The sequence below is a fragment of the Pseudomonas maioricensis genome, assembly GCF_022790535.1.
Taxonomy (GTDB): domain Bacteria; phylum Pseudomonadota; class Gammaproteobacteria; order Pseudomonadales; family Pseudomonadaceae; genus Aquipseudomonas; species Aquipseudomonas maioricensis.
Genome location: NZ_LOHG01000005.1, coordinates 189,562 through 208,229, shown reverse-complemented (window position 1 = coordinate 208,229; position 18,668 = coordinate 189,562). Strand labels below are relative to the sequence as shown.

Sequence of the window (18,668 nt, the reverse complement as noted above, 5' to 3'; positions counted from 1 at the left end):
GAATTTGGATAATTGCGGCAATTATCAATCGGTGCAGGCTCAACCCTGCCTTTCCCGCAACCGCTTATAAAGCGTATTCCGGCTCACACCCAGGCGCTTGGCCAACTGGGAAATATTCCCGCCAGATGCGCGGAGTAACGCGTTTAAATCCTCTGCTTCATGCAGCGGATCCTTGTCGCTGAACACTGGCGGCAGATCCTGCAAACGCATCTCCATATCCGCAAAAAAATCATCCGGCAGATGTTCTGTGCTGATCAGTTCATTTTCGGCCAGCGCCAACGCCACCTGAATCACATTGCTGAGCTGGCGCAAGTTGCCCGGCCACGGATGGCGATCAAACAACTCCAGCACTTTCGGTTCGAAGCCTCGAGTCTGCTGCGTTTCGCGATGCTGCTCCCAGAGCCGCTGAACCAGTGCGGCCTTGTCGGTACGTTCACGCAGCGGCGGCAGTTCGAGATTTAGCCCGCTGATCCGGTAGTACAAGTCCTGGCGGAAGCGCCCGGCCAATACTTCGTCGCGCAAATTGCGGTTCGTCGCGGAAATCAGTCGCACATCCACCGGATGCAATTCGCTGCTGCCCAGCGGCTGCACGCAACGTTCTTGTAAAACCCGTAACAGACGAGCCTGAACCGGCAGCGGCATGTCGCCAATCTCGTCGAGGAACAGCGTGCCCTTGTCCGCTTTGCGAATCAGGCCGATGCTGCCTTTATGGTGCGCGCCGGTGAATGCGCCTTTCTCATAGCCAAACAACTCCGACTCCACCAACTCGGCCGGGATGGCTGCACAGTTGACTGCGATCAGTGGCTTGGCGGATCGGGAACTGGCGTTGTGCAAGGCTTTGACGAACACCTCTTTACCCACACCGGTTTCGCCATGGATCAGCAGGGCAATGTTCTTCTCAAGCAGCCGCTCAGCCTGGCGCACGGCTTTGTCGACCCTGGCATCACCCAGACTGACGGCCGACAGGGGCACACTATCGGGCGATACCGGTTTCGGCGCGGGCTGGAGAGCATGCAGGTGCAACGGTTTGCGTTTGGGGTGCCTCAATACGCCGTGAAAGCGATTGTTGCCAGAAGCAAGAAGCGAAAAGGGCAGGCCTTCAGGTTGATTGAGCAGAAAAGCCATCGGGTTATTGAACAGCGCCTCGATGCTCGTCCGCATCAGGCTGACCCCCAACAGGTTATCCGCGCGACGGTTGGCGCTGAGGATCCGCCCGCTTTCGTCGAAAATCAGCAAACCCGCCCACTGGCTGTCGAGGTTGTTCAGCCCAGTGTTGAAAGTCAGTTGGAAATGGCTGTCCTGAAACTGATCGAGGATCAGCCGGTTTTCCACCGACTGGCTCATCATCTTGACCATGCCCAACGTATGGGAGGGCGGCAGGAAGCTGTCGCTGGAGACATCGAGTACCGCAATCATGCGGCGTGCGGCATCGTAGATCGGTGCTGCCGAGCCGGTCATGAAGCGATTGGCTTTGAGAAAGTGTTCGTTGTGTTCGATGTGCACTGCCTGCTCACAGACCAGTGCGGTGCCGATAGCGTTGGTCCCCGTGGCGCTTTCAATCCAGCTGGCGCCTGCCATGAAGCCATGTGCGTGTGAGGGCTCGACAAAACGCTGGGTGCCCCATGACTTCAGCAACTGACCGCGATCATCGGCCAGCATGATCAGGCAGTTGGAGTTACTGAGGATGTTTTCGTAAAACGGCAGGACTTCCTGGTGGGTGGTGTGCACCAGCGCCTGATGGCGCTCCAGTAACTGCGATACCTGATCCGTCGGCAATTGGCCGAAAGAGGGTCTGGACTGATGACTCAGACCAAAGTCCCTACAGCGGGACCATGAGTCTCGGATGATGGCGTCATGAGCAACGGATGCACGGTGTATGGCCATGGTGGATCCTGCATGTATTTTTATTTTTCTTATTGATCTGGCACGGGCGTCCAATCCCGTGCGTGCGTCCAGTGTCGCTCAGGATTGTTCAAAGTCAATGTTCAGTTTGTTCAAGTGTTCAGTTTTTACTGTTCACTTTTGTTCAGCACTGAACGCTCAGCAGGCGGGTGATATCGGGCCGAGGCTCTATCTCGGGTCTGTGTGCAGTAATGCCCGGTTTGGCACGATTGTCGCTATCTCCTGACAAGAATTCGCGCACCCCTGAATAAGAACTGACAAAAAAGGGCAAGCCATGTCTCTAACGCTGGAGCACGTCAGCCGTGTGGTCGACGGCCAAACCTGGATCGACGACGCTTCGTTGAGCTTTGAACCGGGTTCTTTCAATGTCTTGCTGGGCCGTACACTGTCCGGCAAGACCAGTCTGATGCGACTGATGGCCGGGCTGGACAAGCCTGATCGGGGTCGCATCCTGATGAACGGTAAGGACGTCACCCAGACGGCCGTTCGCCATCGCAACGTGTCGATGGTTTATCAGCAGTTCATCAATTACCCGAGCATGACCGTTTTCGACAACATTGCCTCGCCATTGCGTCAGGCCGGTGTCGCCGCTGACGTGATCCAGAGCAAGGTGCTGGAAACCGCAAAGATGCTGCGCATCGAGAAGTTTCTGACCCGCTATCCACTGGAGTTGTCTGGTGGTCAGCAGCAGCGCACGGCCATGGCCCGGGCGCTGGTCAAGGATGCTGATCTGATTCTGTTTGATGAGCCGCTGGTTAACCTCGACTACAAGCTGCGCGAAGAGCTGCGTCAGGAAATGCGCGAGCTGTTCGAAGCCCGCCACACCATCGCCATCTACGCTACCACTGAGCCCAACGAGGCGCTGGCGCTGGGTGGGACCACGACGGTTCTGCATGAGGGCCGCATCATCCAGAGCGGCCGGACCCCAGAGGTTTATCACCAGCCTCAAACCGTACTGGCGGCAGAGTTGTTCTCCGAGCCGCCGATCAATCTGATGCCTGGTCGTATTCAAGGCAGCGAAGTGAGCTTCGCCAATTTCGTACATTTCCCGCTCAACGTTGATTTGCGCAAGATCGGTGACGGTAACTATCGCTTTGGCGTGCGCCCCAGCCACTTGAGTCTGGTGCCATCAAACGATGATGACCTTGAGCTGGCCGTGACCGTTGAACTGGCGGAAATCAGCGGCTCGGAAACCTTCCTGCACGTGCGTAACGAGCATTTCCCGCTGGTGCTGCACTTGCCGGGGGTGCATGCCTACGACGTAGATGCGTCCATTCGGGTGTACATCCCGACCCATAAATTATTTGTGTTTGATGAGCAAGGCCGCCTGATTCAGGCGCCCGGCTTGCGCATGGCGAGGGTTGCCTGATGGCCGAGATCCGATTGCAAAACCTTGCGCACAGCTATAGCAAGCGTCCGGCCGGTCCGGAGGACTACGCCATTCGCGAGATGAGTCATATCTGGGAGCAGGGCGGGGCGTATGCGCTGCTAGGGCCTTCGGGGTGTGGCAAGTCGACATTGCTGAACGTCATTTCCGGACTCCTGAGTCCCTCGGAGGGTCAGGTGATGTTTGACTCGAAAGTGGTCAACAACCTGTCTCCGGAGCAGCGCAATATCGCTCAGGTTTTCCAGTTTCCGGTGGTCTACGACACCATGACGGTGTACGACAACCTCGCCTTCCCCCTGCGTAATCAGGGCATGGACGAGAAAAGGATTCAAACCAAGGTTCATGAAATCGCCGACGTGCTGGATCTGCAGCCCTTACTGAAGAAAAAGGCCCGCAACCTCACTGCTGACGAGAAACAGAAAGTTTCCATGGGCCGTGGTCTGGTGCGTGATGACGTGTCGGCGATTCTGTTCGACGAACCGCTGACCGTGATTGACCCGCATTTGAAGTGGAAGCTGCGGCGCAAACTCAAGCAGATTCACGAGCAGTTCAACATCACCATGGTTTACGTCACCCACGATCAGCTCGAAGCTTCGACCTTCGCTGACAAGATCGCAGTCATGTATGGCGGTGCGATTGTCCAGTTCGGTACGCCTCGCGAGTTGTTCGAAAAGCCTCGCCACACCTTTGTCGGCTATTTCATTGGCAGTCCGGGAATGAACCTGATCGAAGTCGCCCCGCAGGCGGGTGGTGTGGGCTTTGGTGATGCTCATCTGCCGCTGTCCGAATCTATGCAACAACTCATCGCCGAGAAAAAATGGATCAGCCTGAAAGTCGGCATCCGGCCCGAGTTTGTGCATGTCTGGGATGGCCCGGTGGACGATGCGCTCTGCGCTGAAGTCAGTCACGTTGAAGACCTCGGCACCTACAAGATTCTGACCCTGCGTCTGGCCGGGCAAGCCTTGAAAGTGCGGTTGCAGGAAGACAAGCCAGTGCCCGTGGGCCAGGCCTGGATCAGCTTTCCGAGCCAGTGGCTGATGGTCTATGCGGACGATTACTTGCTGGAGTCAGGCCATGAATAATAAGGTTCAGAACAACAAGGCGTGGTGGTTGGTATTACCGGTTTTCCTGTTGGTGGCGTTCAGCGCCATCATTCCGATGATGACCGTGGTCAACTATTCGGTGCAGGACATCTTCGACCAGTCCAGCCGCTACTTTGTCGGCACCGACTGGTTCAGGCAGGTTTTGCAGGACCCGCGCCTGCACGACTCGTTACTGCGTCAGTTCATCTATTCCGCCTGTGTATTGCTGATTGAAATCCCGCTGGGGATCGCCATCGCGCTGTGCATGCCTACCAAGGGGCGCTGGTCCACGGTCTGTCTGATCGTAATGACCATTCCACTGCTGATCCCGTTTAACGTCGTCGGCACCATCTGGCAGATCTTTGGCCGCGGAGACATCGGGCTTCTGGGCTATACGCTGAACAACATCCTGCACGTCAACTACAACTATGCGGCCAATGCGTCGGATGCATGGGTTACGGTGCTGATCATTGATGTCTGGCACTGGACGTCGCTGGTAGCACTGCTTTCTTATTCAGGCTTGCGAGCTATTCCGGACGTTTACTACCAGGCCGCGCGCATTGACCGGGCATCCAGCTGGGCGGTGTTCCGGCATATCCAGTTGCCGAAGATGAAGAGCGTGTTGTTGATTGCGGTGATGTTGCGCTTTATGGACAGCTTCATGATCTACACCGAGCCGTTCGTACTCACCGGCGGCGGCCCTGGCAACTCAACGACCTTCCTCAGTCAGACCCTGACGACCATGGCGCTCGGCCAATTTGACCTGGGGCCGGCGGCGGCATTCTCGTTGGTGTATTTCCTGATCATCCTGCTGGTGTCGTGGGTGTTCTACACCGCCATGACCCATAGCGAAAAGAACTGAGGAGGCGGACATGAACCTGCGCAAAGTCATCCCGCTGTGGATTTACCTGCTGTTTCTGCTGGTGCCGATCTATTGGTTGGTGAACATGTCGTTCAAGACCAATACCGAGATTCTCGGCGGCCTGACCCTGTGGCCGCAGGATTTCACCCTGGCCAACTACAAGGTGATTTTCACCGACGAGAGCTGGTACAGCGGCTACATTAATTCTCTGTACTACGTTTGCCTCAATACTGTGATCTCGCTGAGCGTGGCGTTGCCAGCGGCTTATGCGTTTTCCCGTTATCGTTTTCTGGGCGACAAACACCTGTTCTTCTGGCTGCTGACCAATCGCATGGCACCGCCTGCGGTTTTCCTGCTGCCATTCTTTCAGCTGTATTCGTCCATCGGCCTGTTCGATACGCATATCGCGGTGGCGTTGGCCCACTGTCTGTTCAACGTACCGCTGGCGGTGTGGATTCTGGAGGGCTTCATGTCCGGCGTACCCAAGGAGATAGACGAAACTGCTTATATCGACGGTTACAGCTTTCCCAAATTTTTCGCGAAGATATTCATCCCGCTGATCGGCTCCGGAATCGGCGTGACGGCGTTTTTCTGTTTCATGTTTTCCTGGGTCGAGCTACTGCTGGCGCGGACCTTGACGTCGGTCAACGCCAAGCCGATTGCGGCGGTGATGACCCGCACGGTGTCGGCCTCCGGTATTGATTGGGGCGTGCTGGCGGCGGCGGGGGTTTTGACCATCCTTCCGGGCATGCTGGTGATCTGGTTTGTTCGTAACCATGTGGTCAAGGGCTTTGCTCTTGGTCGGGTCTGAGGAGTCGAAAAATGGAGTGGATGTCCTGGACGCTGCCCACCGCGATCTTCTTCGGCAGCATTGCTTTGCTGTTGGCGGGGATGACGGTGTGGGAATTGCGCTCGGCCAGTATTGAGCGTCGTGGTTTTCTGCCGATTGCCACCACTCGTGGCGACCGACTGTTCATTGGATTGCTGGGTAGTGCCTATCTGCACCTGCTGGTGATTGGTGCGACCAGCTGGAATATCTGGGTCGCTTCAGGGGTTTCTCTGGTGTGGCTGCTGGTAGTGATGCGGTGGGGTTGAAGGCGGATACGCCCGGTTATGGGCTGATCCGGTAGGCGGTATTCGAAGCGGGACTACATAAGAAACAACACTGGAGGTGTCTATGTTCAATAAGAAAAACAAGCTGCGACATAGCGTGACGTTGGCAACAATGGTGATGCTCAGTGGATTGAGCGTGTCGGCATGGGCGGATCAATACGAAGATGCGGCCAAAAAGTGGGCAGCCAGCGAGTTCAAGCCGAGCACGCTGTCCGATGCCGAACAATTGAAAGAGCTGGAGTGGTTCATCAAGGCTGCCGAGCCGTTTCGCGGCATGGACATCAAGGTGGTTTCCGAAACCTTGACCACTCACGAGTACGAATCCAAGACGCTGGCCAAAGCCTTCACCGAAATCACCGGCATCAAGGTCACTCATGACTTGCTGCAGGAAGGCGACGTGATTGAAAAGCTGCAGACCGCCATGCAGTCGGACAAAAGCATTTATGACGGCTGGGTGAATGACTCCGACCTGATCGGTACCCATTTCCGTTACGGTAAGGCGATGTCCCTGACCGATCTGATGGCCAGTCCCGAAGGCAGCAAGGTGACGTCTCCGACGCTAGATCTGAAAGACTTCATCGGCACCTCGTTCACCACCGCCCCGGACGGCAAGCTGTATCAACTGCCCGATCAGCAGTTCGCCAACCTGTACTGGTTTCGCGCGGACTGGTTTGATCGCGCAGACCTGAAAGAGAAGTTCAAGGCCAAGTACGGCTACGACCTGGGCGTGCCGGTCAACTGGTCGGCGTATGAAGATATTGCCAAGTTCTTTAGCGAAGACGTCAAGGAAATCGACGGCAAGAAAGTCTACGGCCACATGGACTACGGCAAGAAAGACCCATCGCTGGGCTGGCGCTTCACCGATGCCTGGTTCTCCATGGCGGGCAGCGGCGACAAAGGTCTGCCTAATGGTCTGCCGGTAGATGAGTGGGGTATTCGCGTAGAAGACTGCCATCCGGTGGGTTCGAGCATTACTCGCGGCGGCGATACCAACGGGCCGGCAGCCGTATTTGCAACCCAGAAATACATCGACTGGCTGAAAGCCTATGCGCCACCGGAAGCTGCGGGCATGACGTTCTCAGAGTCCGGGCCTGTGCCTTCGCAGGGTAACGTGGCTCAGCAGATTTTCTGGTACACCGCTTTTACGGCTGACATGACCAAGGCGGGTCTGCCAGTCATGAACGCCGATGGCACGCCGAAGTGGCGTATGGCGCCTTCGCCAAAAGGCCCGTACTGGAAGGAAGGCATGAAGCTCGGCTATCAGGACGTGGGTTCCTGGACCTTCCTCAAGTCTTCCGACGAGAAAAAACGTCTGGCTGCCTGGCTCTACGCGCAGTTTGTAACGTCGAAAAGCGTCTCTCTGAAGAAAACCATTGTGGGTCTGACGCCGATTCGCGAGTCTGATATCAATTCCAAGGAAATGACTGCACTGGCGCCCAAGCTCGGTGGTCTCGTAGAGTTCTACCGCAGCCCGGCCCGCGTTCAGTGGTCTCCTACCGGGACCAACGTGCCGGATTATCCGAAGCTTGCGCAGCTGTGGTGGAGTCACGTTGCCGAGGCTGTAACCGGTGAGAAAACTGCACAGCAGGCATTGGACGGTCTTGCCAAGGATCAGGACGCGATCATGACGCGCATCGAGCGCTCCAAGGTTCAGGAGGCCAGCAAGTGTGCGCCTAAGATGAATCCGGAAACTTCGGCGGAAGAGTGGTACACCAAAGCCGAGCAGAGTGGCGGCAAGTTCCTGGCCCCGCAACGCAAGCTGGCCAACGAGAAGCCGAAGGGCGAGACCATCGCCTACTCTGACCTGCTGAAGAGCTGGGAGGCGGCCAAGAAGTAAGGCTGTAGAGGAATAAAAAAACGGCACCCTTGGGTGCCGTTTTTTATTGCATGACGCGGCGCATCAACCGTGCAGGGTTTCTGCTGCGTACAGGGTGTTTTCAAGCAGGCAGGCGCGAGTCATCGGGCCTACGCCACCCGGTACAGGCGTGATCCAGCCAGCGCGGGGCAGGGCGGTTTCGTACACCACATCGCCGACCAGCTTGCCGTCGTCCTGACGGTTGATGCCAACGTCGATGACGATCGCGCCTTCCTTGATCCACTCGCCCTTGACCAGGCCCGGTTTGCCCGCAGCGACTACCACCAGATCGGCACGGCCGACGTGACCGGCCAGATCCTTGGTGAAGCGGTGGGTGACAGTCACGGTGCAACCTGCCAGCAGCAGTTCCATGGCCATAGGCCGGCCAACGATGTTGGAGGCACCCACAACCACGGCGTCCAGCCCATAAAGATCGACGCCAGTGCTTTCCAGCAGGGTCATGATGCCTTTAGGGGTGCAGGGACGCAGCAAGGGAATCCGCTGGGCCAGGCGGCCGACGTTATAAGGATGGAAACCATCCACGTCTTTATCAGGGCGGATGCGCTCCAGCAGCAGCGAGGCATCGAGGTGTTCAGGCAGTGGCAATTGCAGTAGCACGCCGTCGATGTTCGCATCGTCATTCAGACGATCGATCAGTTCGGTGAGCTCTGCCTGGGACGTCTGCGCAGGCAGGTCATAAGCCTGGGAGATGAAGCCGACTTCTTCACAGTCTTTACGCTTGTGCGAGACATAGACCTGAGAGGCGGGATCGCTGCCCACCAGAATCACTGCGAGGCCGGGTGTACGCAGGCCTTGCTCGCGACGTTCGGCGACCCGTTTGGCGATCTGCTGGCGCAGGCTGGCTGCGATCGCTTTGCCGTCGATTAGTTTTGCAGTCATTACGCGTGATTAACCATCGAGAGGGATCGGAAAAGAGCGCGCATTCTCGCATGTCGTGGCGCGTGGGCAAAGGCGCTTGGTCTGCATATTCTCCTAACTCCTTTATCTAACTGAATTTTTTTCTAAAAAAGAGTTGACGACCTTTAGGCTCGTCTATAAGATTCGTCGCACTTGCCGGGTACAACCCAGCACTGGTTAAGCTAGCGCTGATAACCAAGTCGATGTTAGATGAGGTTCGGTGTTAAATCAGGCAGAGCTGTTACTTGGCTCGGTGTGATTAAAAAGCCTTTTAATTTGTAATCGTTAAAGAGTACAGATTATATAAGTGCCCGTAGCTCAGCTGGATAGAGCATCCGCCTTCTAAGCGGATGGTCGCAGGTTCGAGTCCTGCCGGGTGCGCCATTAAGGCTGCTTTGGCAAGTGCAAGTAAGATGTCACGGTTACAACGCAATATGGTGGGCGTAGCTCAGTTGGTAGAGCACGGGATTGTGACTCCCGTTGTCGAGGGTTCGATCCCCTTCGTCCACCCCATATTCAGGAAGGCGCCAGACTTATAATCTGGCGCCTTTGCTTTAAAAGCTTGTACGCGGATGTGGTGGAATTGGTAGACACACTGGATTTAGGTTCCAGCGCCGCAAGGTGTGAGAGTTCGAGTCTCTCCGTCCGCACCAAGATTAAAACGCGTCATAGCTGCTATGCGGTCATGACGTTATAGAAAAGCCGCCTAGTGCGGCTTTTTTTGTTTCAGGATTATTGTTTTTCGTCTCGCTGATCGGCCAGCCTGGCTGCCGTCGGTCGTGCGGGGTGTGCTTCGCGGAATGGAGTCGACGCTGAGGCCGGGTGCGTGATGCCTTGTACAAGGCCGTGCCAGACGCGTTTCGGTCAGTTGAGAGTAGCTGCGGTTGCCAGTCGCTGATCGTCCGATTCCTTCCTTTATATGCGCCCTGTTTCAGTAGGGTGACTTCTTGAGTTTGACCCACTAGAATGCATGCCCTTGATTCTGGGGTCGGAAACGCCGGCTAACGTCTGTGCAACGAGGAATATCCATGCAAGTTTCTGTTGAAAATACTTCCGCTCTTGAGCGCCGCATGACCATTGGCGTGCCTGCCGAACGCATCGAGACTGAAGTCAACAAGCGTCTGCAGCAGACCGCACGTAAAGCCAAGATCCCTGGCTTCCGTCCAGGCAAAGTGCCTATGAGCGTGATCCGTCAGCGTTATGAAGACGGCGCGCGTCAGGAAGCGCTGGGTGATTTGATCCAGGCTACTTTCTACGAAGCTGTGGTTGAGCAAAAGCTGAACCCGGCTGGCGCACCTGCTGTAGAGCCAAAGACCTTTGAAAAAGGCAAGGATCTGGAATACATCGCTACTTTCGAAGTGTTCCCTGAGTTTACCGTTGCCGGTTTCGAGTCCATCGCCGTTGAGCGTCTGTCTGCAGACGTGGCTGATGCCGATCTGGACAACATGCTGGAAATCCTGCGCAAGCAGAACGTTCGTTTCGAAGTGGCTGAGCGTGCCGCCCAGAACGAAGACCAACTGAACATCGATTTCGTTGGCAAGGTTGACGGCGAAGCATTCGCTGGCGGTTCCGCCACTGGCACTCAGTTGGTGCTGGGTTCCGGTCGTATGATCCCTGGCTTCGAAGACGGTCTGGTTGGCGCCAAAGCTGGCGAAGAGCGCGTTCTGAACCTGACTTTCCCGGAAGACTATCAGAACCTTGAGCTGGCTGGTAAAGCTGCCGAGTTCACCGTAACCGTCAACACTGTTTCCGAGCCTAAGCTGCCTGAGCTGAACGAAGAGTTCTTCAAGCAGTTCGGTATCAAGGAAACCGGTATCGAAGGTTTCCGCACCGAAGTTCGCAAGAACATGGAGCGCGAGCTGCGTCAGGCCATCAAGTCCAAGGTCAAGAATCAGGTAATGGACGGCTTGCTGGCCGCCAACCCGATCGAAGTGCCTAAAGCGCTGCTGGAAAACGAAGTGAACCGTCTGCGCGTTCAGGCTGTTCAGCAGTTCGGTGGCAACATCAAGCCTGATCAACTGCCAGCCGAGCTGTTCGAAGAGCAAGCCAAGCGTCGCGTTGAGCTGGGTCTGATCGTTGCTGAAGTGGTCAAGCAATTCGACCTCAAGCCTGATGACACCCGCGTTCGCGAGCTGATTCAGGAAATGGCTTCTGCTTATCAAGAGCCAGAGCAGGTCGTGGCCTGGTACTACAAGAACGACCAGCAAATGAACGAAGTTCGTTCGGTTGTGCTTGAAGAGCAAGTTGTGGATACTGTTTTGCAGAAAGCTAGCGTGACCGAGAAGTCGGTCTCCTACGAAGAAGCTGTCAAGCCGGTGGAAGCTCCACAAGCCGACTGATTTGTTTTCTCGTTCGAAAACACCTACAAGCCAGCCTTCGCGCTGGCTTGTGCGTATTCAAGAAATGACTATTTGGGAGTGAATGCGAGACATGTCCCGCAATTCTTATATTCAGCAGCACTCTGACATCCAGGCCGCAGGCGGTCTGGTCCCGATGGTTATCGAGCAGTCCGCCCGTGGCGAACGCGCCTATGACATCTATTCGCGCCTTCTCAAGGAGCGAGTGATCTTTCTGGTTGGTCCGGTAGAAGACTACATGGCCAACCTGATTTGCGCGCAACTGCTGTTCCTTGAAGCGGAAAACCCGGACAAGGATATCCATCTTTACATCAACTCACCGGGCGGTTCGGTGACGGCTGGTATGTCGATCTACGACACCATGCAGTTCATCAAGCCTAATGTGTCGACTACCTGTATCGGTCAGGCGTGCAGCATGGGCGCATTCCTGTTGACCGCGGGTGCTCCTGGCAAGCGTTTCTGCCTGCCGAACTCCCGCGTGATGATTCACCAGCCATTGGGTGGTTTCCAGGGTCAGGCTTCGGATATCGAAATCCACGCCAAGGAAATCCTCTTTATTCGTGAGCGTCTCAACACGCTGATGGCCAAGCACAGCGGGCACACTCTGGAAGAGATCGAGCGTGATACCAATCGCGATAACTTCATGAGTGCAGAAGCTGCTCGTGAGTACGGCTTGATCGACGAAGTCATCAGTCAGCGTCCCGCTTAAATAAGCAGCTCAAAATAGGGTTGGTTGGTTGCTCTAATCAGCTGCGGGCTTGAAAAAGCCCGCAATAGCCTTCATCTTGTGTTGCAAGCCTATCGGATTTGGATCGAACGAATGACTGACACCCGCAACGGCGAGGACAACGGCAAGCTGCTCTATTGCTCCTTCTGTGGCAAAAGCCAGCATGAAGTACGCAAATTGATTGCCGGTCCCTCGGTCTTTATCTGCGACGAGTGCGTCGACCTGTGCAATGACATCATCCGTGAGGAGGTGCAAGAAGCTCAGGCCGAAAGCAGCGCGCATAAATTGCCTTCGCCTAAAGAAATCAGCGGCATCCTTGACCAGTACGTTATTGGTCAGGAGCGTGCCAAAAAGGTTTTGGCCGTAGCGGTGTACAACCACTACAAGCGCCTAAACCAGCGTGACAAAAAGAATGACGACGTCGAGCTCGGCAAGAGCAACATCTTGCTGATCGGTCCGACAGGCTCAGGTAAAACCCTGCTTGCCGAGACACTGGCTCGCTTGCTGAACGTTCCGTTCACCATTGCTGACGCAACCACCCTCACAGAGGCGGGTTATGTGGGTGAGGATGTCGAGAACATCATTCAGAAATTGCTGCAGAAGTGCGATTACGATGTAGAAAAAGCCCAGATGGGCATCGTCTACATCGATGAGATCGACAAGATCTCGCGCAAGTCTGATAACCCTTCTATCACCCGGGACGTTTCCGGTGAGGGCGTACAGCAGGCTCTGCTCAAGTTGATCGAAGGCACGGTCGCTTCCGTTCCGCCTCAAGGTGGTCGCAAGCATCCGCAGCAGGAATTCCTTCAGGTTGACACGCGCAACATCCTGTTCATCTGCGGCGGTGCGTTCTCTGGCCTGGAAAAGGTTATTCAAAACCGCTCCACCAAAGGCGGCATCGGTTTCAACGCAGAAGTACGCAGCAAGGAAGAAGGCAAGAAGGTTGGCGAATCCCTGCGTGAAGTCGAGCCTGACGATCTGGTCAAGTTCGGTTTGATCCCGGAATTCGTAGGCCGTCTGCCGGTTCTGGCAACGCTGGACGAGCTGGATGAGGCTGCATTGATGCAGATTCTCACCGAGCCGAAGAATGCGCTGACTAAGCAGTATGCCAAGCTGTTCGAAATGGAAGGTGTGGACCTCGAGTTCCGCACTGACGCACTGAAGTCCGTCGCTCGTCGCGCGCTGGAGCGCAAGACTGGTGCTCGTGGGTTGCGTTCCATTCTCGAGGGCGTCCTGCTCGACACCATGTACGAAATCCCCTCGCAGACCGAGGTGAGCAAGGTGGTGATCGACGAAAGCGTAATCGAAGGCACGTCCAAGCCGCTGTTGATTTACGAAAACAGCGAGCCGCCTGCCAAGGCAGCACCTGACGCGTGAGTAATACTGCTGCATGAATAAAATGCTGCACAAATAGAGAGGGGCCTTCGGGCCCCTTTTGCATTTCCTGCTTCAAGGCTTGTTTTTTCAGGTGTCTACCCCCATCTTGGACTCAAGCTCATTCCAGTCCACGGCCACATGGCCGCCGTAGAGGCGAAATCATGAAAACGACCATTGAATTGCCTCTCTTGCCATTGCGTGATGTTGTGGTTTATCCGCACATGGTTATCCCGCTGTTCGTGGGGCGCGAGAAGTCTATCGAAGCCCTTGAGGCGGCGATGACAGGTGACAAGCAAATCCTGCTGCTCGCGCAAAGAAATCCTGCCGATGATGATCCGGGTGAAGACGCCCTTTATAACGTCGGCACCATTGCAACCGTATTGCAATTGCTCAAGCTGCCCGACGGCACTGTAAAAGTGCTGGTAGAGGGTGAGCAGCGCGGGTCTGTTGACCGCTTTATCGAAGTTGATGGTCATTGCCGCGCCGAAGTTACCTTGATTGATGAGGTCGATGCGCCTGATCGTGAGTCTGAAGTGTTCGTGCGCAGCCTGTTGGCTCAGTTCGAGCAATATGTTCAGTTGGGTAAAAAAGTTCCTGCCGAAGTGCTGTCGTCTCTCAACAGCATTGATGAGCCTGGTCGTCTGGTCGACACCATGGCGGCGCACATGGCGCTGAAAATCGAGCAGAAGCAGGAAATCCTCGAAATTATTGATCTGCCAGCCCGTGTCGAGCATGTGCTGGCTTTGCTGGATGCAGAAATCGACCTGCTGCAGGTCGAGAAGCGTATTCGTGGCCGCGTCAAAAAACAGATGGAGCGCAGTCAGCGCGAGTACTACCTGAATGAGCAGATGAAGGCTATTCAGAAGGAGCTCGGCGACAGCGAGGAAGGCCACAACGAAATCGAAGAGCTGAAAAAACGCATCGATGCTGCCGGTCTGCCCAAGGATGCTCTGGCCAAGGCCACTGCCGAGCTGTACAAGCTGAAGCAAATGTCGCCGATGTCGGCAGAGGCAACGGTGGTTCGCTCCTATATCGACTGGCTGGTTCAAGTGCCGTGGAAAGCGCAGAGCAAGGTTCGTCTGGATCTGGCTCGTGCCGAAGATATTCTCGACGCGGACCATTACGGTCTTGAAGAAGTCAAAGAACGCATCCTCGAATACCTCGCCGTGCAAAAACGCGTGAAGAAAATTCGCGGCCCGGTTCTTTGCCTTGTAGGGCCACCAGGTGTAGGTAAAACCTCCCTTGCCGAGTCGATCGCGAACGCGACCAACCGTAAATTTGTCCGTATGGCCCTTGGTGGTGTGCGCGATGAAGCTGAAATTCGGGGTCACCGCCGGACTTATATCGGTTCGATGCCGGGAAGATTGATACAAAAGATGACAAAGGTGGGTGTACGCAACCCGTTGTTCCTGCTCGATGAAATCGACAAGATGGGCAGCGACATGCGTGGCGATCCGGCTTCTGCACTGTTGGAAGTGCTCGACCCGGAACAGAACCACAACTTCAACGACCATTACCTGGAAGTCGATTACGACCTTTCCGACGTGATGTTCCTGTGCACCGCCAACTCGATGAACATCCCGGCGGCGCTGCTGGACCGGATGGAAGTCATTCGTCTGCCTGGCTACACCGAAGACGAAAAGATCAATATTGCCGTCAAATACCTCTCGCCAAAACAGCTGCAGGCCAATGGCTTGAAGAAGGGCGAGATCGAGTTTGACGAGGAAGCTATTCGCGACATCGTTCGTTATTACACCCGTGAGGCGGGTGTGCGTAGCCTTGAGCGGCAGATCGCCAAGGTGTGCCGCAAGGCGGTCAAAGAGCATGCACAGGAAAAACGTTTTTCGATCCGCGTTACCGCAGAAATGCTTGAGCATTTCCTCGGCGTTCGCAAGTACCGCTACGGTCTGGCCGAGCAACAGGATCAGATTGGTCAGGTGACCGGTCTGGCGTGGACGCAGGTGGGCGGCGAATTGCTGACTATTGAAGCCGCAGTAGTGCCGGGTAAAGGGCAGCTCATCAAAACCGGTTCGCTGGGCGATGTGATGGTCGAATCGATTACCGCTGCGCTGACGGTTGTTCGCAGTCGTGCTAAAAGCCTGGGAATCCCTCTGGACTTCCATGAGAAGCGTGACACGCACATCCACATGCCTGAAGGGGCTACCCCTAAAGACGGCCCTAGCGCGGGCGTAGGCATGTGTACGGCCCTTGTTTCAGCGTTGACACAGATTCCGGTGCGCGCTGATGTTGCAATGACCGGCGAAATCACCCTTCGTGGGCAGGTTCTGGCCATTGGTGGTCTCAAGGAAAAACTGCTGGCTGCGCACCGTGGCGGGATCAAAACGGTGATCATTCCAGAGGAAAATGTGCGTGATCTGAAAGAGATTCCGGACAACATCAAGCAGGACCTGCAAATCAAGCCGGTTAAATGGATTGACGAAGTCCTGCAAATTGCGCTGCAATACGCGCCGGAGCCCTTGCCGGATGTGGCTCCGGAGATGGTCGCGAAGGATGAAAAGCGCGAGTCTGACTCTAAGGAAAGAATTAGCACGCATTAGTCTGGGCGGCCTTTCTTGACAGCTTTTTAGAGCCCTTGTTATAAAGCGGCTCTTCTAAGCGTCTGTAGGCCATTCAGCGCTCGTTTTTGCTACACCAAAAAAACTTAGAAACATACTCAATAGAGATAAGGGGACTTAGAGTGAACAAGTCGGAACTGATTGATGCTATCGCCGCATCCGCTGATATCCCGAAAGCTGCTGCTGGCCGTGCGCTGGACGCAGTAATCGAATCCGTCACTGGCGCTCTGAAGGCTGGCGACTCCGTTGTACTGGTTGGTTTCGGCACTTTCTCCGTTACTGATCGTCCAGCACGTATCGGTCGTAACCCTCAGACGGGTAAGACGCTTGAAATCGCTGCTGCTAAAAAACCAGGTTTCAAAGCCGGTAAAGCACTGAAAGAAGCTGTCAACTAAGTTCTCAAAGCCTTTGCCCAACCGATCAGGATTCACTCTGTATCGGCAGCGAAGCGGTAGTGCGGCTGGTCTGAATCCGGCCTGACACACCCGGGTCGTGGGTTTCAGCCCCGTCCGCTTCGCCAGTTACGAGAAGGCGCATCCTCGGATGCGCCTTTCTTCTATCCGCTTTCTACCCACGCTCCGCGGTTGGTTAGTCAGTACAACCGTTTTGGGGGACGCATGCTGCAGAACATCAGGGACAATTCACAAGGCTGGATTGCCAAGACCATCATCGGAATCATCATCGCATTGATGGCGTTGACCGGATTCGATGCGATTTTTACCGCAACCAGCACTGCTCAGGACGCTGCAAAGGTCAATGGTGACGAGATCACCAAGACTGAGTTGAGTCAGGCGATCGATATGCAACGTCGCCAGTTGATACAGCAATTGGGCAAGGATTTCGATCCTGCCCTGCTGGACGAGAAAATGCTTCATGACTCGGCATTGAAAGGTCTGGTTGATCGCAAGCTGTTGCTCCAAGGTGCCGACAAGGCGAAGTTCTCCTTTTCGGAAGCTGCGCTGGATCAACAGATTTTGCAGACGCCTGAATTTCAGGTCGACGGCAAGTTCAATGCTGACCGTTTTGACCAGGTCATTCGTCAGCTGGGCTTCACCCGGTTGCAGTTCCGCCAGATGCTGGCCCAGGAAATGCTGATTGGTCAGGTGCGTGCCGGTGTTGCCGGTAGTGCATTTGTGACCGATGCTCAGGTTGACGCATTCGCCCGTCTTGAAAAACAGACCCGTGATTTTGCTTCGATCACGCTGACTGCTGATACCTCGGCTGTCAAAGTGACTGACGACGAAGTCAAGGCGCACTACGACGAGCACGCCAAAGAGTTCATGAGCCCAGAGCAAGTGGTACTTGATTACATCGAGCTGAAGAAGTCTGACTTCTTCGACAAGGTGCAGGTCAAGGACGAAGATTTGCAGGCGGCTTATCAGAAAGAAATTGCCAATCTCGCCGAGCAGCGTCGTGGCGCGCACATCCTTATTGATGTGAACGACAAGATGACCGACGAGCAGGCCAAGGCGAAGATTGAAGAAATTCAACAACGTCTGGCCAAAGGCGAAGACTTCGCCGCGCTGGCCAAGGAGTTCTCGCAGGACCCGGGTTCGGCATCCAAAGGTGGTGATCTGGGTTATGCCGGCAAGGGTGTCTACGACCCGGCTTTTGAAGACGCGCTGTATGCGTTGAACAAAGACCAGGTGTCGGCACCGGTTCGCAGTGATTTCGGTTGGCATTTGATCAAGCTGCTGGGCGTTGAAGCACCTTCGGTGCCGAGCTTCGCCAGTCTCAAGGGCAAGCTGACCAACGACCTGAAATCTCAGCAGGTCGAGCAGCGTTTCGTCGAGGCTACCAAGCAGCTCGAGGATTCGGCGTTTGAAGCCTCCGATCTGGCTCAGCCAGCGCAGGATCTGGGTCTGAAAGTGCAGACGACTGCGCCATTTGGTCGTGAAGGCGGCGAAGGTCTGACTGCCAACCGTGCAGTGATTCAGGCGGCTTTCAGTCCTGAGGTGCTTGAAGAGGGCTCTAACAGCAACGCGCTGGAGCTGGATCCTGAAACCGTGCTGGTGGTTCGCTCCAAAGAGCATCGCATGCCAGAGCAACTGCCTCTTGAAGCTGTTGCAACTGCGATCCGCGCCAAGCTGGTCCGGGATCATGCTGCTGAAGCAGTCAAGGCCAAAGGCGAGGCGCTTCTGGCTGGCCTGCGCGACGGCAAGACTCCTGTGGCTGCCAAGCAGGATGGTCACAGCTGGAAAGTGATGGAAGCAGTCACTCGTGGTCAGGAAGGGGTTGATCCTACCGTGCTGCAAGCGTTGTTCCGCATGCCCAAGCCTGAAGGCAAGGACAAGCCGGAGTTCACCAGCCTTTCGCTGGCAGATGGCAGTTTCGTGATTGTGCGCCTCAACGGCGTCAACGAGGCCACTCCGGCGACGGATGCGGAGAAATCCCAGTACCGTCGCTTCCTGGCCTCTCGTGCCGGTCAGCAGGACTTTGCTGCGTACCGTGCACAGCTGGAGAGCAAGGCCAAGATCGAACGCTTCTGATGGTTTGATCGTGTGCTAATAAA

The 18,668-nt window shown here is 55.5% G+C and carries 14 protein-coding genes and 3 tRNA genes; 15 read left to right on the top strand and 2 right to left on the bottom strand.

Annotated elements, in window-relative coordinates:
* Positions 1-39: 39 nt before the first annotated feature.
* On the bottom strand, positions 40-1,884 hold the full coding sequence (locus AUC61_RS10385; protein WP_243245850.1) for a sigma-54-dependent Fis family transcriptional regulator: 1,845 nt from the start codon (positions 1,882-1,884) through the stop codon (positions 40-42).
* A gap of 292 nt (positions 1,885-2,176) precedes the next feature.
* On the opposite strand from AUC61_RS10385, the gene AUC61_RS10380 reads away from it, so the two are divergent.
* The 6 genes from AUC61_RS10380 (at position 2,177) to AUC61_RS10355 (ending at position 8,183) form a co-directional block, all read left to right on the top strand.
* The gene (locus AUC61_RS10380) at positions 2,177-3,271 is read left to right on the top strand and encodes an ABC transporter ATP-binding protein (protein WP_243245848.1); all 1,095 of its coding nucleotides are present in this window, start codon (positions 2,177-2,179) and stop codon (positions 3,269-3,271) included.
* Positions 3,271-4,371 carry an ABC transporter ATP-binding protein gene (locus AUC61_RS10375; protein ID WP_243245846.1) on the top strand — a complete coding sequence of 367 codons (1,101 nt, stop codon included), beginning with the start codon at positions 3,271-3,273 and terminating at the stop codon, positions 4,369-4,371. The genes AUC61_RS10380 and AUC61_RS10375 overlap by 1 nt, the downstream gene beginning before the upstream one ends.
* Positions 4,364-5,233, top strand: coding sequence for a carbohydrate ABC transporter permease (locus AUC61_RS10370; protein WP_243245845.1), 870 nt, complete (start codon positions 4,364-4,366; stop codon positions 5,231-5,233). Before AUC61_RS10375 ends, AUC61_RS10370 begins: the two co-directional genes overlap by 8 nt.
* Positions 5,234-5,243: 10 nt before the next feature.
* The gene (locus AUC61_RS10365) at positions 5,244-6,044 is read left to right on the top strand and encodes a carbohydrate ABC transporter permease (protein WP_243245843.1); all 801 of its coding nucleotides are present in this window, start codon (positions 5,244-5,246) and stop codon (positions 6,042-6,044) included.
* Positions 6,045-6,055: 11 nt separating this feature from the next.
* A complete protein-coding gene (locus tag AUC61_RS10360) occupies positions 6,056-6,328 on the top strand; it encodes a DUF2160 domain-containing protein (RefSeq protein WP_243245840.1) in 273 nt (90 codons plus the stop codon).
* Between the two features lie 82 nt (positions 6,329-6,410).
* Positions 6,411-8,183, top strand: coding sequence for an ABC transporter substrate-binding protein (locus tag AUC61_RS10355; protein WP_243245839.1), 1,773 nt, complete (start codon positions 6,411-6,413; stop codon positions 8,181-8,183).
* Positions 8,184-8,246: 63 nt separating this feature from the next.
* Here AUC61_RS10355 and folD read toward each other — a convergent pair whose 3' ends face one another.
* Positions 8,247-9,101: a bifunctional methylenetetrahydrofolate dehydrogenase/methenyltetrahydrofolate cyclohydrolase FolD gene (gene folD / locus AUC61_RS10350; RefSeq protein WP_087266292.1), complete on the bottom strand. Its 855-nt coding sequence runs from the start codon at positions 9,099-9,101 to the stop codon at positions 8,247-8,249.
* 325 nt (positions 9,102-9,426) lie between these two features.
* Between folD and AUC61_RS10345 the strand changes: the two genes are divergently transcribed.
* The 9 genes from AUC61_RS10345 to AUC61_RS10305 all read left to right on the top strand — a co-directional run bounded on the left by AUC61_RS10345 (position 9,427) and on the right by AUC61_RS10305 (position 18,645).
* Positions 9,427-9,503, top strand: a tRNA-Arg gene (locus AUC61_RS10345).
* Positions 9,504-9,556: 53 nt separating this feature from the next.
* Positions 9,557-9,632, top strand: a tRNA-His gene (locus tag AUC61_RS10340).
* A 55-nt stretch (positions 9,633-9,687) separates the two neighbouring features.
* Positions 9,688-9,772, top strand: a tRNA-Leu gene (locus AUC61_RS10335).
* A gap of 375 nt (positions 9,773-10,147) precedes the next feature.
* Positions 10,148-11,458: a trigger factor gene (gene tig, locus AUC61_RS10330; RefSeq protein ID WP_243245836.1), complete on the top strand. Its 1,311-nt coding sequence runs from the start codon at positions 10,148-10,150 to the stop codon at positions 11,456-11,458.
* A gap of 91 nt (positions 11,459-11,549) precedes the next feature.
* Entirely contained in the window at positions 11,550-12,185 is a 636-nt protein-coding gene (gene clpP, locus AUC61_RS10325; RefSeq protein ID WP_027897813.1) for an ATP-dependent Clp endopeptidase proteolytic subunit ClpP, read from the top strand.
* A 111-nt stretch (positions 12,186-12,296) separates the two neighbouring features.
* A complete protein-coding gene (gene clpX, locus AUC61_RS10320; protein ID WP_243245835.1) occupies positions 12,297-13,580 on the top strand; it encodes an ATP-dependent Clp protease ATP-binding subunit ClpX in 1,284 nt (427 codons plus the stop codon).
* 161 nt (positions 13,581-13,741) lie between these two features.
* A complete protein-coding gene (gene lon / locus AUC61_RS10315) occupies positions 13,742-16,138 on the top strand; it encodes an endopeptidase La (RefSeq protein ID WP_243245832.1) in 2,397 nt (798 codons plus the stop codon).
* 140 nt (positions 16,139-16,278) lie between these two features.
* Positions 16,279-16,551, top strand: a complete 273-nt coding sequence (locus tag AUC61_RS10310) for an HU family DNA-binding protein (RefSeq protein WP_002552737.1) — start codon at positions 16,279-16,281, stop codon at positions 16,549-16,551.
* A 222-nt stretch (positions 16,552-16,773) separates the two neighbouring features.
* Positions 16,774-18,645: a SurA N-terminal domain-containing protein gene (locus tag AUC61_RS10305; RefSeq protein WP_243245830.1), complete on the top strand. Its 1,872-nt coding sequence runs from the start codon at positions 16,774-16,776 to the stop codon at positions 18,643-18,645.
* The last annotated feature ends 23 nt before the right edge of the window (positions 18,646-18,668 follow it).